The organism is Lysinibacillus phoenicis (assembly GCF_047238325.1).
GTDB lineage: Bacteria > Bacillota > Bacilli > Bacillales_A > Planococcaceae > Lysinibacillus > Lysinibacillus irui.
Window position 1 is genome coordinate 2,130,070 of sequence record NZ_JBDFMP010000002.1, and the last position, 16,789, is coordinate 2,146,858.

General features: G+C 37.7%; 13 protein-coding genes. 1 reads left to right on the forward strand and 12 read right to left on the reverse strand.

Annotated elements, in window-relative coordinates:
* Nucleotide 1 precedes the first annotated feature (1 nt).
* The 3 genes from uvrA to ABC382_RS12235 form a co-directional block, all read right to left on the reverse strand.
* Nucleotides 2-2,869 (reverse strand): excinuclease ABC subunit UvrA, encoded by a 2,868-nt coding sequence (gene uvrA, locus ABC382_RS12225; RefSeq protein WP_412926848.1) that lies wholly within the window; start codon nucleotides 2,867-2,869, stop codon nucleotides 2-4.
* 7 nt (nucleotides 2,870-2,876) lie between these two features.
* Nucleotides 2,877-4,856 (reverse strand): excinuclease ABC subunit UvrB, encoded by a 1,980-nt coding sequence (gene uvrB / locus ABC382_RS12230; protein WP_412926849.1) that lies wholly within the window; start codon nucleotides 4,854-4,856, stop codon nucleotides 2,877-2,879.
* Between the two features lie 974 nt (nucleotides 4,857-5,830).
* Nucleotides 5,831-6,070 (reverse strand): IDEAL domain-containing protein, encoded by a 240-nt coding sequence (locus ABC382_RS12235; protein ID WP_274795661.1) that lies wholly within the window; start codon nucleotides 6,068-6,070, stop codon nucleotides 5,831-5,833.
* A 226-nt stretch (nucleotides 6,071-6,296) separates the two neighbouring features.
* Here ABC382_RS12235 and ABC382_RS12240 point away from each other — a divergent pair, with 226 nt between their 5' ends.
* Entirely contained in the window at nucleotides 6,297-6,806 is a 510-nt protein-coding gene (locus ABC382_RS12240; protein ID WP_412926850.1) for a competence protein ComK, read from the forward strand.
* Nucleotides 6,807-6,851: 45 nt separating this feature from the next.
* On the opposite strand, the gene prfB is transcribed toward ABC382_RS12240, so the two are convergent.
* The 9 genes from prfB to ABC382_RS12285 form a co-directional block, all read right to left on the reverse strand.
* A protein-coding gene (gene prfB, locus ABC382_RS12245; RefSeq protein ID WP_396631728.1) for a peptide chain release factor 2 occupies nucleotides 6,852-7,956 on the reverse strand; the annotation gives its coding sequence in 2 pieces (ribosomal slippage) (nucleotides 6,852-7,880 and nucleotides 7,882-7,956; 1,104 coding nt in all).
* Between the two features lie 130 nt (nucleotides 7,957-8,086).
* Nucleotides 8,087-8,620 (reverse strand): competence protein ComK, encoded by a 534-nt coding sequence (locus tag ABC382_RS12250; protein ID WP_412926851.1) that lies wholly within the window; start codon nucleotides 8,618-8,620, stop codon nucleotides 8,087-8,089.
* A 384-nt stretch (nucleotides 8,621-9,004) separates the two neighbouring features.
* Entirely contained in the window at nucleotides 9,005-11,518 is a 2,514-nt protein-coding gene (gene secA, locus ABC382_RS12255) for a preprotein translocase subunit SecA (protein WP_312504871.1), read from the reverse strand.
* A 141-nt stretch (nucleotides 11,519-11,659) separates the two neighbouring features.
* Nucleotides 11,660-12,211 (reverse strand): ribosome hibernation-promoting factor, HPF/YfiA family, encoded by a 552-nt coding sequence (gene hpf, locus ABC382_RS12260; protein ID WP_274795657.1) that lies wholly within the window; start codon nucleotides 12,209-12,211, stop codon nucleotides 11,660-11,662.
* Nucleotides 12,212-12,409: 198 nt separating this feature from the next.
* Complete coding sequence (locus ABC382_RS12265) at nucleotides 12,410-12,790, reverse strand: PilZ domain-containing protein (protein WP_274795656.1); 381 nt, start codon at nucleotides 12,788-12,790, stop codon at nucleotides 12,410-12,412.
* A gap of 194 nt (nucleotides 12,791-12,984) precedes the next feature.
* Nucleotides 12,985-13,395: a flagellar export chaperone FliS gene (gene fliS / locus ABC382_RS12270; protein WP_322611311.1), complete on the reverse strand. Its 411-nt coding sequence runs from the start codon at nucleotides 13,393-13,395 to the stop codon at nucleotides 12,985-12,987.
* A 76-nt stretch (nucleotides 13,396-13,471) separates the two neighbouring features.
* Nucleotides 13,472-13,831, reverse strand: a complete 360-nt coding sequence (gene fliT, locus ABC382_RS12275) for a flagellar protein FliT (RefSeq protein WP_412926852.1) — start codon at nucleotides 13,829-13,831, stop codon at nucleotides 13,472-13,474.
* Nucleotides 13,832-13,857: 26 nt separating this feature from the next.
* A complete protein-coding gene (gene fliD / locus ABC382_RS12280) occupies nucleotides 13,858-16,377 on the reverse strand; it encodes a flagellar filament capping protein FliD (protein ID WP_412926853.1) in 2,520 nt (839 codons plus the stop codon).
* 26 nt (nucleotides 16,378-16,403) lie between these two features.
* Nucleotides 16,404-16,781, reverse strand: a complete 378-nt coding sequence (locus tag ABC382_RS12285) for a flagellar protein FlaG (protein WP_412926854.1) — start codon at nucleotides 16,779-16,781, stop codon at nucleotides 16,404-16,406.
* Nucleotides 16,782-16,789 lie beyond the last annotated feature (8 nt).

Sequence of the window (16,789 nt, forward strand, 5' to 3'; positions counted from 1 at the left end):
TTTAAGATTGAGAGGCCTCTGCTAGCAATGCATCCATTCGCAAACGATCACGTTCTAAAATCGGCTTTAGGTATTTCCCTGTGTAAGAGCCAGCAACTTCTACTACTTCTTCCGGTGTGCCAGTCGCAACAATCGTCCCGCCTTTGTCTCCGCCTTCTGGTCCTAAATCGATAAGATAATCGGCCGTTTTAATAACATCTAAATTATGTTCAATTACTAATACAGAGTCGCCATTTTCAACAAGTCGTTGTAACACGACTAGTAATCGTGCAATATCATCGGCATGTAAGCCTGTTGTTGGTTCATCCAAAATATAGAAGGACTTTCCTGTAGAGCGTCGATGTAATTCGGAGGCCAATTTTACACGTTGTGCCTCACCACCCGATAAGGTTGTGGCAGGTTGTCCTAATTTCATATAGCCTAATCCAACATCAACAATCGTTTGTAGCTTACGTTGAATTTTTGGAATATTTTCGAAGAACACGACTGCATTTTCAATGGTCATATCGAGAATATCTGCAATACTCTTATCTTTATACTTCACTTCAAGTGTTTCACGATTATAACGTTTACCGTGACATACTTCGCAAGGTACATAAACGTCTGGAAGGAAATGCATTTCGATTTTAATAATGCCATCCCCACGACATGCTTCACAGCGACCGCCCTTGACATTAAAGCTAAAACGGCCCTTTTTATAACCTCGTACCTTCGCTTCATTTGTTGCAGCAAAAACATCGCGAATATCATCAAAGACACCAGTATATGTTGCTGGGTTTGAACGAGGTGTACGCCCAATTGGTGATTGGTCAATATCAATAACCTTTTCAAGCTCATCCATACCCGTCACTTCTTTATGCTCGCCAGGTTTGACCTTAGAACGATTCAGCTTTTGTGCCAATGATTTATATAAAATTTCGTTTATAAGTGTAGACTTCCCAGAGCCAGAAACTCCTGTCACTGCTACAAATAAACCTAGTGGAACATCCACTTTGACATTACGCAAATTATTTTCCTTGGCACCTTTAATGGAAAGCTTACGACCATTCGGTTGACGTCTTTCAATTGGCAATGGAATAAATTTTTTACCACTTAAATATTGCCCAGTTAACGATTTTTCATTATTCATAACTTCTTGTGGTGTTCCGGCTGCTACAATTTGACCGCCATGAACGCCTGCGCCCGGTCCTACATCAATGAGATAATCTGCTGCTAGCATCGTATCTTCATCATGTTCTACCACAATTAGCGTATTTCCGATATCACGCATATTTTGTAATGTGCTAATCAAACGATCATTATCCCGTTGATGCAAACCAATCGAAGGTTCATCTAAAATATAGAGAACTCCAGTTAAACGTGAACCGATTTGTGTAGCTAATCGAATACGTTGCGCCTCTCCACCTGATAAAGTACCTGCAGCGCGGCTCAATGTTAAATAGTCTAAGCCTACATTGACAAGGAAGCCCAATCGTTCCTCAATTTCTCGTAAAACTAGGCGAGCTATTTGCAAATCCTTTTCAGTGAGATTAAGCTCTTTGAAAAATGTGTCCGCTTCCTGAATCGAGTATTGTGTTACTTCACCAATATGCTTGTCCGCTACTTTTACCGCCAATGTTTCAGGCTTTAAGCGATAACCTTTACATGAAGGGCAAGCTTGTTGAGCCATATATTTTTCCATTTGCTCACGAACATAATCTGACGTTGTCTCTTTAAAACGACGCTCAACATTACGGACTACCCCTTCAAATTCAATCATTTGATCTCGCACATTGCCAAACTCATTTTCATAATGGAAGTGAATTTTGTCTTTTCCAGATCCATATAGAACTTTATCCATCTTGTCTTTTGGTAAATCCTTCACAGGCACATCCATTGGAATATCATAGTGATCACAAACCGCTTTTAGTAATTGTGGATAATACTGCGAACTAGTTGGTTCCCACGGTGCAATGGCATGCTCTAACAAGGAACGGTCCCAATCAGGCACGACCAAATCTAAATCCACTTCTTGTGTTGAACCTAAGCCATCACAGCTTGGGCAAGCACCAAACGGACTATTAAATGAAAACATACGAGGCTCAAGCTCACCAATAGAAAAACCACATAACGGGCAGGCATGATGTTCACTAAATAGTAGTTCCTCGTGCTCCATCACATCCACAAGTACTCGGCCATCAGCTAATCGTAAAGCCGTCTCTAGAGAATCACTTAGACGAGCAGCGATACCTTCCTTCATGACCACGCGATCCACTACTACTTCGATCGAATGCTTTTTATTTTTATCAAGATCAATCGCATCATCTAAATCACGTAATTCACCATCTATACGCACACGTACAAATCCCTGCTTTTTTAAATCCTCCAGCAGTTTAACATGTGTTCCTTTACGTCCAGAAACCATCGGTGCAAGGAGCTGCATTTTCGTTCTTTCAGGATAAGTTAATAAACGGTCCACCATTTGCTCAATCGTTTGAGAAGTGATTTCTATGCCATGATTGGGACAAATCGGTTTACCGATCCGAGCATAAAGTAATCGTAAGTAATCATAGATTTCTGTTACTGTACCAACAGTCGATCGAGGGTTCCGGCTCGTTGTTTTTTGGTCAATTGAAATAGCCGGCGATAAACCTTCTATTGCATCGACATCCGGCTTATCCATTTGCCCAAGAAATTGACGAGCATAGGCGGATAGGGATTCGACATAACGTCGTTGCCCCTCCGCATAAATTGTGTCAAACGCTAATGAAGATTTCCCTGAGCCTGATAAACCTGTTAATACGACTAATTGATCACGTGGAATTGTGACATTGATATTTTTTAAATTATGAGCACGTGCACCTTGCACGACAATTTCAGTATTTTTCACAAGCCATTCACCCTTCTACCTTCAATTCAAATATTGTATCTCGCAGTTCAGCAGCACGTTCAAAATCAAGCGCTTTTGCTGCTTCTTTCATTTCTACCTCTAAAGAAGCCAACAGCTGCTCTTTTTCTGCCTTTGTCAGCTTTTTGCCTTTTGTAGCCTTCGTAACATAAGATTCTTCTTCTTCCGCTACTTGTGTTGCACGAATCACATCAGGAATTTTCTTAATAATCGTTTGAGGCGTTATACCATGCTCCTCGTTATAAGCCATTTGCAATGCTCGACGACGTTTCGTTTCATCAATCGCCTTTTTCATTGAGTCTGTCATATTGTCCGCGTACATGATGACATGACCATTCGCATTACGTGCAGCACGACCAATTGTTTGAATCAATGAACGTTCTGAACGTAAAAATCCTTCTTTATCAGCATCTAAAATTGCTACAAGTGATACCTCTGGAATATCAAGTCCTTCACGCAATAAATTAATACCAATTAAGACATCATACGTCCCTTTACGTAGCTCACGGATAATCTCAATACGTTCTAGTGTCTTAATTTCAGAATGCAAGTATTCAACCTTTAAGCCCATTTCCTTCAAATAGGCGGTTAAATCCTCAGACATTTTCTTCGTTAACGTTGTCACTAAAACTCGCTCATCTCGCGCAATTCGATCTTGAATCTCATCGATCAAATTATCGATTTGTCCTTCGATAGGACGAACATCAATTACTGGATCTAATAATCCAGTAGGACGGATAATTTGCTCGACCATTTCTGGAGTGTGCTCCAGCTCATAAGGTCCTGGTGTTGCTGATACATAAATAGCTTGATGCACTCGATTTTCATATTCTTCAAAACGCAATGGACGGTTATCAAGAGCAGATGGCAAACGGAAGCCATGTTCTACTAGCACTCCTTTACGAGCTTGGTCACCATTGTACATTCCACGAACCTGTGGAAGCGTAACGTGACTTTCATCGACTACAAGTAAAAAATCTTCAGGGAAATAATCAAGCAACGTATATGGAGTGGCACCTGCTTCACGCAAAGTTAAGTGACGTGAATAGTTCTCAATCCCAGAGCAAAAGCCCATTTCGCGCATCATTTCTAAATCATAGCGTGTACGTTGCTCTAGACGTTGCGCCTCAAGTAGCTTATCCTCAGCGCGTAACAACGCAAGACGTTCCTCTAATTCTTTTTCAATATTTTCAATGGCTTTTCTCATTTTTTCTTCACGTGTAACGAAGTGGGAGGCAGGGAAGATAGCTACATGATCTCGATCCGATATAATTTCTCCCGTTAAGGCATCTACCTCACGAATACGATCAATTTCATCACCAAAAAACTCCACACGAATACAATGCTCGTCACGTGATGCTGGGAAAATTTCCACTACATCTCCACGTACCCGAAATGTTCCGCGTGTAAAACTAACATCATTACGCTCATATTGAACATCTACAAGTTTGCGCAGTAGCTGATTCCGCTCAATTTCCATGCCTGTGCGAATCGATACAACCATTTCTCGATATTCTTCAGGAGACCCCAAACCATAAATACAGGACACAGATGCAATAATGATGACATCATCACGCTCAAATAATGCAGAAGTAGCAGAGTGACGTAGCTTATCAATTTCATCGTTAATGCTAGAATCTTTCTCTATATAGGTATCTGTCTGCGGTACATAGGCTTCTGGTTGATAGTAATCATAATAGCTGACAAAATATTCAACCGCGTTATTTGGGAAGAATTCTTTAAACTCACTATATAGCTGACCAGCTAGTGTTTTATTATGCGCCATAATAAGTGTTGGTTTCTTAACCTGCTGGATGACATTCGAAATGGTAAACGTTTTACCTGTTCCCGTAGCCCCTAACAATGTCTGATGACGCTTACCTGCCTTCACACCCTCCACTAATTCCGCAATTGCCTGTGGCTGATCCCCACTAGGCTGATATGGCGCTTGTAAATCAAATGTTTGCACACATGTCCCCGCCCTTTCCTTCCAATTTGTACATATATTTTAGCATAGCAGTATTAAAATATCGAACATTTAACGAACGAATGTTTGTAAAAAATTTTTTCATCTCGTAAACTTGTAAAAAAAACCGTGAAGCCATTAATACTTGTTACCCTCATAATAGCCGCTTCATCAGGTTTTCAAGCTTTTTCTATTCATTAGATTTTAATTTTAGAGTGGTAGTCACTATCTTTTGGGATGACGTTAGTCTTTTCGGGGAGCTGATTGTCTTCTTTTATGGGGGACACGCATTTTTGGAGCGGGGACGCTTCTATTATGAGCAAGGGGCTTGCACTTTTGGAGTGAGTCTCCTCTTTTTATGAGCGGAGGCATTCACTTTTGGAGCGCCTCTTCTCCCTTTATGAGCGGAGTCACTCACTTTTGGAGCGGTTCTACTCCTTTTATGAGCGGGTTCATTCACTTTTGGAGCGGCTCTTCTCCTTTTATGAGCGGAGTCATACATTTTTGGAGCGGCTCTTCTCCTTTTATGAGCGGAATCCTACACTTTCGGAGCGGTTCTCCTCCACTTATGAGCGGAGGACTATACTTTTGGAGCGGCTTTCCCCTTTATGAGCGGAGTCACTCTCTTTTGGAGCGGTTATCTTCTCTTTATGAGCGGAGGCATTCACTTTTGGAGCGGTTCTTCTCCTTTTATGAGCGGGTTCACTCACATTTGGAGCGGGTCTCCTCCTTTTATGAGCGGGGACATTCACTTTTGGAGCGGCTCTCTTCCTATTATGAGCGGAGGACTACACTTTTGGAGCGCTCTTCTTATTTTACGAGCAAAGTCACTAATCCCCGAGTAGGTTTTCTATATTCTCCCTCAAATCACTTCCCCCTCTTTCAAACAAAAACCTATCATCAATAAACTCACCAACTATCACTCCAATAAAAAATCCCGCTCTCCAATAGATCTGAGAGCGGGTTCGTCCATATGATTATTCTTCTGTTTGCTGCAAGGAATTTAGTTCGGCTGCGTATTGATAAAATGCGTGTTCATCCTTTTCATCGAGTGCTCTATCAATCAGAACCATGAGCTGCTCTTGACGATGCATACGCTGGATACGATTTAAAAATAGATCTAAATAAATCTCGTTTAATAATTTCTCTGCCTCATCAACTTTTTTTGACTGACCAACGGCTTTTAGAAAATCGGTATACGAATAATATTTATCCAACGATCTCACCTCGATCCTTTTCTAAATTATATGAAAATTGAAACTAAAATGCAATGCTTACGAATCGAAAATAACTTGGATTCGCTATTAATCTCTTGAGATTTAAAGCAAATTCTCTAAGCATTTCATTCTTTTCTGAGTGCCCTTTAGCTATTTCCTCTATTTCAATAAATCCATTTTCTGTTCTACACTACCGTTAACAATAGAAAAAGGAGGCATTTCCCATATGACTGGCAATTTTGTAAATGGTTACTTAATTTCATTTAATACTTACATGCTACAACCTATTCAGCACGAAACAAAAATTTTCACCCATGTGATTGACAAACATAATGAACTAATTGTTACACGCAAACCAATGCACGTGCTTCGCAAATCTTGTATCTCTTTAGGCACAACCTATGAAGCGGCAAAACAATCGGCTAAACGTTTCTTTGGCAATCAACATAAGCTACCAATCGTCGTGGCCTTTGATTATGGGTATCCCTGTATATTTCTACCAACCTATTCACCGAATTCCATTCACAATATATGGATTGGATTACATGCAATTATTAATATCACACCTAGTCAATCGGGGTGTATCGTTACATTAAAAAATGAGAAACAAATTGAGTTACCTATTCAGTATGCTTCTATTAGTAAACAGTTTGTGAACGCATCCATGCTCTATAAATACTACATGAATGAACGAAAACAACTTAACCAAGATGCACCCTATCATCCACCCTTTTAAATAGAAAATCCCCCAAGAGCACCTCACTCTTGGGGGATATGTTTATTAATTAATTTTAGATCGTAAAAAGGCATTAATAAATGGATCTAAATCGCCATCCATTACTGCACCGACATTACCTGTCTCTTCATTCGTACGATGGTCCTTCACCATAGAGTATGGATGGAACACATAAGAACGAATTTGTGAGCCCCAGCCGATTTCCTTTTGCTCACCACGTATTTCATCTAGCTGAGCCTGCTGCTTATCAAGCTCTAATTGATATAATTTACCCTTTAACATAGTCATCGCTTTTTCACGGTTTTTAATCTGTGAACGTTCTGCTTGACATTGTACAACGGTACCAGTCGGGATATGTGTAATACGAACTGCTGAATCCGTCGTATTAATATGCTGACCACCTGCACCTGTTGCACGGTACGTATCAATTTTTAAATCCTCTGTACGAATATCGATTTCAATATTGTCATCAAACTCTGGCATAACATCACAAGAAACGAATGATGTATGGCGGCGACCAGACGAATCAAATGGTGAAATACGTACTAAACGATGTACACCTTTTTCAGCCTGTAAATAACCAAAAGCATTGTGACCTTTAATAGACAAGGTAACCGATTTAATCCCAGCTTCATCACCTGGAAGATAATCGACTGTCTCCACTTTAAAGCCACGTTTTTCTGCCCACCGAGTATACATACGTAACAGCATAGAACCCCAGTCCTGTGATTCCGTTCCACCTGCACCAGGATGTAGCTCTAAAATGGCATTGTTTTGATCATATGGACCACTTAATAGCAATTGGAGCTCAAAGTCTCCTATTTTTTGTTGGAATTCTGCTAGCTCTTTGCCTAGTTCTTCCTGTAATTCTTCATCTGGCTCTTCACGTAAAAGTTCCAGTGTCATATCTAAATTTTCATGTGTTTCCACTAAATCTTTATATTCATTGACGATTGCTTTCAAGCCATTTCCTTCATTGATGATTACCTGTGCACCTTGTTGATCATCCCAAAAACCTGGCTCTAGCATCATTTCATCTAGCTCCTGAATACGTGCCTCTTTGTTTTCTAAGTCAAAGAGACCCCCTAAAGTCTGCCAATTTTTTGGCTGTAGTGTCTAACACATTGCGTACATCTGCTAATTCAATCATTGTTAAATCCTCCGAACGTTAGTAATGGAGCTAAAAATTCATTTACAAAGCTCCGTATTTTTTTATTATAACGTTTTTACAAAGGAAAACATACTATCTAGCAGCTGTTAATTGTATTAATTCAACGATCTTATTTCTCGTCCTCAAGCATATTAAGAACCATTCGCTGAAATACTTTCACACGATCATACTGTACAAGTAAATGCTTTGTGCGTTTCTCTAATCTATACTTTAATAAAAATGCTCTCTGTATCCGGTACTCAAGAACTTTCTCACTGATATCCACAATAATTTCCTTGCCATTCACAAAAGTGATCTTCGTCCTCTTTTTATCCACAGCTGAATATTCATCAATATGATGAACAGCAAACCATATACATAGCGGATGTAGTGGTGACCTGCTTGGACACCATAAAATATTCCCGCGTTCATCTACTATGATTGGGTTTTTATTAAGCTTACCTAGAATCATTTTTGATCCATCGAAAGCTCCTCTTAAACTAGAACCAAAATAACGAAGATTATAGTCCAATAACTTTGTCGGAGCTAGTTTAGATATATATTCATTATTTTTCTCGTACACCCGCGTACATAAATTTCCAAAGGAATCATATACAGGCATATACAACATGGTTTCACTACTCATAATATCTTTTTTATGCATCCATAGTCCCCCTTTAAACAGTTTATGTTTCCTTTACAACCAAAATAAAAAGGAATATACCAAAATCCGTACATTCCAAATACTACCGACGAGAAAGATTGCTTAAGAATCTTGATCTTCGCAAACAATCTTTCAACTTTTTCAAAGAAAGCTTCTCTCAATTTTTCTCATCCTCCTTAAGACTTAATGTTAACAACTTAATTTAGGATAATAATAGGATTCATTCCCTCAACTAACCTCCTATTATTACAGCTATTGTATACCGATAATTTCCAATTGTCTATAAATTCTGACTTTTTATACTAAATTTCCTTCAAAATGGAGGAATTTCACAAAGAAAAAGATCATCTCAACATAAAGTTAAAATGATCTTTTTCACCTATTTTATTGAGCTGCACCATGACAGTTTTTAAATTTCTTGCCACTTCCACAAGGGCATAAATCATTACGACCAATGTTTTCAGCCTTACGAACTGGTTGCTTTTTCGGAGCTGAGCCGCCGCCTTCTTCCTTTGGATTAACTGCTTGGCCCTTTGCCACCTCTTCACGCTCTAGATTATTGCGAATTTCTGCCTTCATCGCATACTTCGCAACATCCTCACGAATAGAAGCAACCATATCCTCGAACATCGCAAAACCTTCTTGTTGGTATTCACGAAGAGGATCATTTTGTCCATAGGCACGTAGATGGATACCTTGACGTAATTGATCCATTGCATCAATATGATCAATCCATTTCGTATCAATAGAGCGTAATAGAATAACCTTTTCAAACTCACGCATACGCTCTGGTGTCAATTCTGCCTCTTTTTCATCATAGCGAACATGAACAGCATCAGAAATCATTTGATTAATGTCTTCAGCAGATTTGCCTTGGAAATCAGACACTTTAAGTTGACCTTCATCAAGTAGGTTAGCCGCTACAAAATCTTCAATAGCTTTCAAGTTCCAATCTTTTTGCTCACCTTGCGTATATAGGCCAACAACATTATCGATTGTTTCTTGAATCATGGACTCAACGAGCACACGCATATTTTCTGTTTCCAATACATCATAACGCTCTTTATAAATGATCTCACGTTGCTGACGTAGAACATCGTCATATTGTAATAAACGCTTACGTGCATCAAAGTTATTACCTTCGACACGTTTCTGCGCTGATTCTACAGCTCTCGACACAACTTTAGATTGTAAAGGTTGAGAATCATCCATACCTAGGCGCATCATCATAGACTTCATATTATCGGAGCCGAAACGACGCATTAGATCATCTTCTAGAGATAGATAGAATTGTGTAACCCCTGGATTCCCTTGACGACCAGAACGTCCACGAAGCTGGTTATCAATACGACGTGACTCATGGCGTTCTGTACCGATTACCGCTAAACCACCAATTTCGAGTACACCTTCACCTGGTTTAATATCTGTACCACGCCCCGCCATGTTTGTCGCGATCGTCACGGCACCTTTTGTACCAGCATTCGCAATAATTTCTGCTTCACGTTCATGGTTTTTCGCATTCAAGACATTATGTGGAATTTTATGCTTATCCAATAGTTTAGAAATAATCTCAGATGTTTCGATCGCAACTGTACCAACAAGAACAGGTTGGCCAGCTCTATGGCGCTCTGCAATATCAGCAGCAACTGCTTTATATTTCCCTTCCATCGTTGCAAAAATCAAGTCAGCACGATCATCACGAGCAATCGGTTTATTCGTCGGAATAGCTACAACATTCATATTGTAAATATTTCGGAATTCCTCTTCCTCTGTTTTCGCCGTACCTGTCATCCCTGCAAGCTTTTGATACATACGGAAGTAGTTTTGGAAAGTAATGGTCGCCATCGTCATCGATTCATTTTGAATCTCAACGCCTTCTTTAGCTTCAATTGCTTGGTGTAAGCCATCAGAATAACGACGGCCCTTCATCAAACGACCTGTAAAGCCATCAACAATCACAATTTCGCCATCCTGCACAACATAATCGACATCATTATGCATACTAACATGCGCCTTTAATGATTGATTGATTGCATGATTTAAACGAACATGTGTCAAATCAAACAGATTATCAATGCCGAAAGCTTTTTCTGCCTTTTCAACACCTGCATCCGTCAACGTAACACCTTTCGTTGATTCCTCATACGTATAATCCGTTTCCGCATTTAACATACGTACAAAGGCATTCGATTGCTTATAAAGCTGTGCTGATTTCCCAGCTTGACCCGAAATAATTAATGGCGTACGCGCTTCATCAATTAAAATCGAGTCGACCTCATCAATAACAGCATAGTGCAACGGACGTTGTACACGTTCCTCTTTATAAAGCACCATGTTATCACGTAAATAGTCAAACCCTAGCTCATTGTTTGTACTATACGTAATATCCGCCTCATACGCAGCTCGTTTTTCCTCTTTTGAAAGGCTGTTTAGGTTAAGACCAACCGATAAACCTAAGAAATTATACAGCTGTCCCATTTCAGCAGCATCACGACTTGCTAAATATTCGTTGACTGTAACAACATGTACACCTTTACCAGTGATCGCATTTAAATAAACAGCCATCGTCGCCGTTAATGTTTTACCTTCCCCGGTTTTCATTTCTGCGATATTACCTTCATCAAGCGCAGCAGCCCCCATAATTTGAACACGGAATGGGTACATTTCTAAAACACGTTTCGCCGCTTCTCGACAAACAGCAAAAGCCTCCGCACGAATCGAATCTAACTTCTCTCCATCGGCATAGCGCTTTTTAAAATCGTCTGTTTTCGCTTGTAATTGATCATCTGAAAGCTGTTCCATTTGAGAAGCGAAACCCTCAACTTGGTCAGCGATTTTTTCTAATTTTTTTAACTCACGTTTATTGAAATCAAATAATTTATTTAATAGGTTTGCCATGAATGTTTTTCACTTCCTATATAGATTCAACTTTCATTTTACCATTGTGTAACAGTTTCATGCAAACGGTCACCCCGTTTACAGTAGTAGCCATACAAAAAAAGACTCTCGCCATCGCGAGAGCCTTTGTCATCATGAAGTTTAAGTTGTTTCAATTAAGCCATATTTTCCGTCTTTACGTTTATACACAATATTTGTGCCATTTGACTCAGCATCTGTAAAGACATAGAAATCATGTCCAAGCATATTCATTTGTAAAACAGCCTCTTCTTGGTCCATTGGTTTTAAATCAAATTGCTTTGTACGCACAATGGAGTATTCTTCTTCCTCTGTAGCGGCATCAGCGGCTGCTTGTGTAGTAGCAAAATAAAGGCCTGCACCTTCACGCTCACGGAATTTACGGTTTACTTTTGTTTTATGCTTACGAATTTGACGCTCTAATTTATCAACAATTAGATCAATAGCAGCATACATATCGTTATGACGCTCTTCAGCACGCAGAGTTAAGTTTTTCATTGGAATTGTGACTTCCACTTTAGTTTGCTTGTCATTGTAAACCTTTAAATTGACATTAGCGTTGGCGTTAACATCTTCGTTAAAATAACGTTCCACTTTGTCGACTTTGTTCTCAACATACTCTCGAATAGCTGGAGTTACCTCAATATTTTCACCACGAATGTTAAAGTTTAACATGTAAACTCCTCCTTTATAACTGCTATACTATATATTTCTACACAAGTGTGTGAAATTCCTCTAAAATCATTCTTTTTTTTACAAAATATTTTTATTTTAATTTAGTAGAAAACTCTATTTTCTATCAGTGAATTTACCGTGCGTTCAAACTACTCCTGTATGGAGACACACTGTCATATGGCAGTGAAAGTATTATGATTAAAAATCATTTTGTTTCTTCGCTTCTGCCGCTTCCTTTTTACGTCGCAGCTTTAATTCTTCAACAATCAAATCTTCTACTGGTCCTTGATCATTGAAATGGATGCCATATTGCTTACCGTTACCAAACGGGCGACTCCAAATGACATCCCCATATGCTCGCACCTCAAGTGTATCAAGTACAAATCGGAGGTCCAATGGTGGAGGGTTGACGCCTAAATCCACTTCAGTAAACATTTTTAATCCACGCGGACTAATATCCAGCAAGTCTGCCATGGCTGTCTGTCCATGATTGACCTTTCCATTCTCATACATAGCAAAAGTTATTTGAATAGGCTCCTCGAATTTAAAGCGGAAGCCTTCTTGACGCTTAAAGATCATATTCCCACCCCAGTACTATATTAAACATTGATATTGCTTTGATTATGACACGCTGCCCTACTTACAACCAGAGGGAATAAGTAACATATTTTACCGTTGAATAGCCTAATTTATGACTATTTAGTGATAATTTTTAGTTGATGATTCTTGCCATAAAAAAGAGACCACCCATTGAAGATGGCCTCTCGTTGTGTCTAAATTTGTCCGCTGTTTCCTTGACCAAACTGCTGTTGTCGATTAATGCGAATAACTTCCTTCCACGTATCGCGGAATTCCGTCACCAATCCTTCTACTTCTTCAATAATGGCTACATCATTTTGAATGTTCGCTTCGACTAAACGATGATTCATATATTCATAAAGAGGAAGCATTTGTTTCGAAATTTCAATATCCATATTGAGTGTAGACATTAGCTCGGCAATAATTGCCTGGGCCTTTTGAAGATTCATATTTCTCTCTTGGATACTTTTTTCATGTATCGCAAGTTTTGCTTTATTCAAGAATTTTAAACAACCGTTATAAAGCATTAACGTCAACTCACCAGGGGAAGCAGTGGTTACACTATTTTGTTTATACGCGTTTTGTGCTGTTAAATTTGCTGCCAATAAAGGACAACTCCTTTGAAAGGTTACTTATTTACTAGTTTAAACCATTTTCCGAAGAAAAGCTAATAGGTAAATATTAATTCTTTTTGTCATAATACATGCCATCCATCACACGAACATTCGAATAAGGATTGAAATATTGCTGTTCACTTTTTTTCGTTTTTTGTAAGTTTGCCATATCTTGTTTAACTGCATCCATAACAGCCGCTAACCGTTCTTTAATGCCATTATCTAGTTCTAATAATGTGCGATGAATTCGATTTTGTTCATCGAATTGAAATCCATCGTTCATTAACTTATAAACAATCAATTCACGCTTGTCCAGCATATTGTTGATTGTTTCGATATATTCATCGCGGTCTTCACCTTTAGGAATTTCACCCAAATGCTTAAATAAATTAGCTGACACCTGCAATAGTTGTTCTGTTTGCTGCATATTTTTCTCCTACCTTTTTAGAAAACTCAGCCTTGCATGAACATGCTAGATTGTTGATTTGCTTTGTTTATTGCTTGTTCCATCGCTGTGAATTGTTTCCAATATCGAGCTTCAACCGTTTCGAGTTTTCTCTTCCATGTATCAATACGACTTTCAGTATCTACTAAATTTTTGCCTATTGAGTATTGAGAGTCTGTCATTGTAGAGCGACCAGCTTTTTTCTCAATATTAATCTCTAAAGATTTCATAGCTCCAAATCTTAATTTATCTAGATAGCCACGTGTATCTACAGTTTTACCATCAACTATATCTTCCTCTTTACCTTCACTATTTTTAAAGAGTTTTTCCACCGCTTCTGGGTTTTCTTCTAATGCTTTACGTAATTTCTTTTCATCAATTTCTAACATCCCGCCATCATTATAATCTTTAGTTGTGGTAATACCTATACTATAAAGTGTATTGTATTTAGAATCATCAATAGCTGGATTAGATTGATAGATTAAAGATCTCATGTCTGACAAACCATTTCGCAAAATAGTATCATTTCGAAGTAAGCCGCTTTTTGCTTTCTCTTCCCAAAGCTTAATTTCATTTTCAGACATCTCGTCTTTTTGCTCACTAGTTAACGGTGTATAATCTCTATATTTAGTTTGTTTTAATTGATCATTAAGATCCTTTATTAAACCATTATATGTGGTAACAAAATCTTTTATTTTATCTATTATTTCATCTATATTTGTAGTTGAAGTCATAGTAACTGCTTGTGCTTTTGGTGCATCATTTACAGTATCTTCATTTACTGTACCATCTGGATTTAAAATACCAGCTTCTTCTGCATCTTGTTGTGAAGTAATTTTTGTATTTTCTGCATCTGTAAGACGTGTTTGCGCAGCTTTTAATTCTGCATCTGCATTCAAATATTCTGAACGCAATGTGTTTTGTTCTGCCAATGCATAAAATTTATCCTTTTGCTCCGGTGTAAGCTCATTCCAAATTCCAGCTTGCTTTTCAGTTAAATCACTAACAGTTTTCTCTCCACTTTTTAATTGTTTTAACAATCTATCACCAAACTGACTATACTTTTGCTTTAAGTCATCAGCTAGTGCCTTTTGTTGATAAGTTTCTAAAGTTGATGAATCTGTAGCTATTAAATTTGTTAAATCATCTTTACTTAAAGATTTTAATGCTTTTTTTACCTCATCAGAAAAATTCGTATTATTGTCAATATCTTGATGTATTTTTTGAATGGAATCATCACTATTATATGAAAAATTCTTCAAAGCAATAATTGCATCTGTATCAAAATCTTTTAATTTTATACCATATTTTTCATAGTTGGCTTGAAGTCTAAAATCAGTCAATTGTTGTGTATTTAATGAAGGTAAATTTTGTAATTTTTCATCTGATAAAGATTTCAACTTAGCTTTACTTTCATCGCTTAAATTACTTCCATCTATTGCTGACTTAATATCTGATACTGATTGACCAGGAGTTATATTATCTATGAAAGTAATCTCTTCATCAGATAAATCTCTCCAAAAATCCCCACCTAATTTTCGATAATCCTCTTGCTCTGCCAAACTCAATGTATTACCAAATGCTGATACATAGGCATTATTATGGTCATCTGTATAATTTTTAATACTATTTGAACCAAAATAATTTGTTTTCTTTGTATCGTAATTTGATTGCTTATTTGTTAAATTTATTTTTGCATTTTCTAATTCTACAGCAGCAGCTTTATATTTATCCGCAATAGTATGAACGCTATTAAATGTGTCTTTCAAAGTAACATTGTAACCCGAAATTGTAAAAGTATTTGTTGAACGTTCTGTAGTAATACCATTTACAGTGAAAATAGCATTTTTCCCATCAGTCGTTTGGAATTTACTAGTTACATTACCGTTTACATCCTCAAAAAAACCTATTTTTTTGAAAATATCTTGGCCACTAACAATTTGAATTTCTTCTCCTTCTTTAATATCACCTGTATTTTTAGCTGTAAAGGAAAAACGTCCATTTTCAAAGACTGCATTAACTCCTGCACTGCTAGAATTCACTTTACTAATGAACTGATCTACTGTCATATCCTCAGTAACTTCAATTTTTGTTGCTTTCACAGCTAATTTACCATTGCTTTGAATCGCCTTAATTTCTATTGTTCCATTTGCGCCTAAATCAGCCATCTTAGTAGAACCAACGGCATTTACTTGTTTTCCAATGGAACGTGCTGCTGTTGCAAGTTGTGAAACCCCTTCTATTGAAAGTGACCCTGCTGCTGTTCCCGTTGCTGTAGCTGAAACTAAGCTAGAATTTGAACTAGTTGCAGTTTTTGAAATTAAATTTTTAAGAACTAAATTATCAGCAATATAAGTATCAAATGTTTTAAGCTTTGTATTTATACTACGGTAAGCATCACGTTGCCATTCATATTTTTGTTTTTGTTGATACAACTTATTTAATGGAGCCCTTTCCGCAGACATTAATTTTTTTACAATTTCATCAATATCCATTCCTGATGCTAATCCACCAATTCTATTTACCATTTTATTTCCTCCTTATTTAGGATATCTTATATTTTCTCGTCTACAATCATACCAAGCATTTTTTGCATTTCATAAAAAGCGTCTAGAAGCTTTTTTGGGGGGATTTCTTTTACTACTTCATCTGTATCCTTATTTACCACTGTTACATAGTAACGTTCTAAACCTTCATGATACTTAAATTTTGAAGCACTATTGTTCACTTCTAGCATCTCATTCATTTTTTTTACAGCCTCTTGTACTTTTACTCTCATTTCATCATTATTTTCAAATTTTATTTGTTCAACATTGGCTACAGGTATCTTCTCTGTAGTTATACTTTCTTGCTTAGCAACTGTAGGTATATTGTTGAAGATAGATTTATTTGTAGCCACCGCTTCCATATTTACATTTTCTGTAATACGCATTTCTCCAC

What these genes read in the sequence shown, in the direction of transcription:
- ABC382_RS12240 (WP_412926850.1), top strand. Translation starts at nt 6,297, where the DNA reads ATGACTGGCAATTTTGTAAATGGTTACTTAATTTCATTTAATACTTAC.
- ABC382_RS12250 (WP_412926851.1), bottom strand. Translation starts at nt 8,620, where the DNA reads ATGCATAAAAAAGATATTATGAGTAGTGAAACCATGTTGTATATGCCT.
- secA (WP_312504871.1), bottom strand. Translation starts at nt 11,518, where the DNA reads ATGGCAAACCTATTAAATAAATTATTTGATTTCAATAAACGTGAGTTA.
- hpf (WP_274795657.1), bottom strand. Translation starts at nt 12,211, where the DNA reads ATGTTAAACTTTAACATTCGTGGTGAAAATATTGAGGTAACTCCAGCT.
- ABC382_RS12265 (WP_274795656.1), bottom strand. Translation starts at nt 12,790, where the DNA reads ATGATCTTTAAGCGTCAAGAAGGCTTCCGCTTTAAATTCGAGGAGCCT.
- fliT (WP_412926852.1), bottom strand. Translation starts at nt 13,831, where the DNA reads ATGCAGCAAACAGAACAACTATTGCAGGTGTCAGCTAATTTATTTAAG.
- fliD (WP_412926853.1), bottom strand. Translation starts at nt 16,377, where the DNA reads ATGGTAAATAGAATTGGTGGATTAGCATCAGGAATGGATATTGATGAA.
- ABC382_RS12285 (WP_412926854.1), bottom strand. Translation starts at nt 16,781, where the DNA reads ATGCGTATTACAGAAAATGTAAATATGGAAGCGGTGGCTACAAATAAA.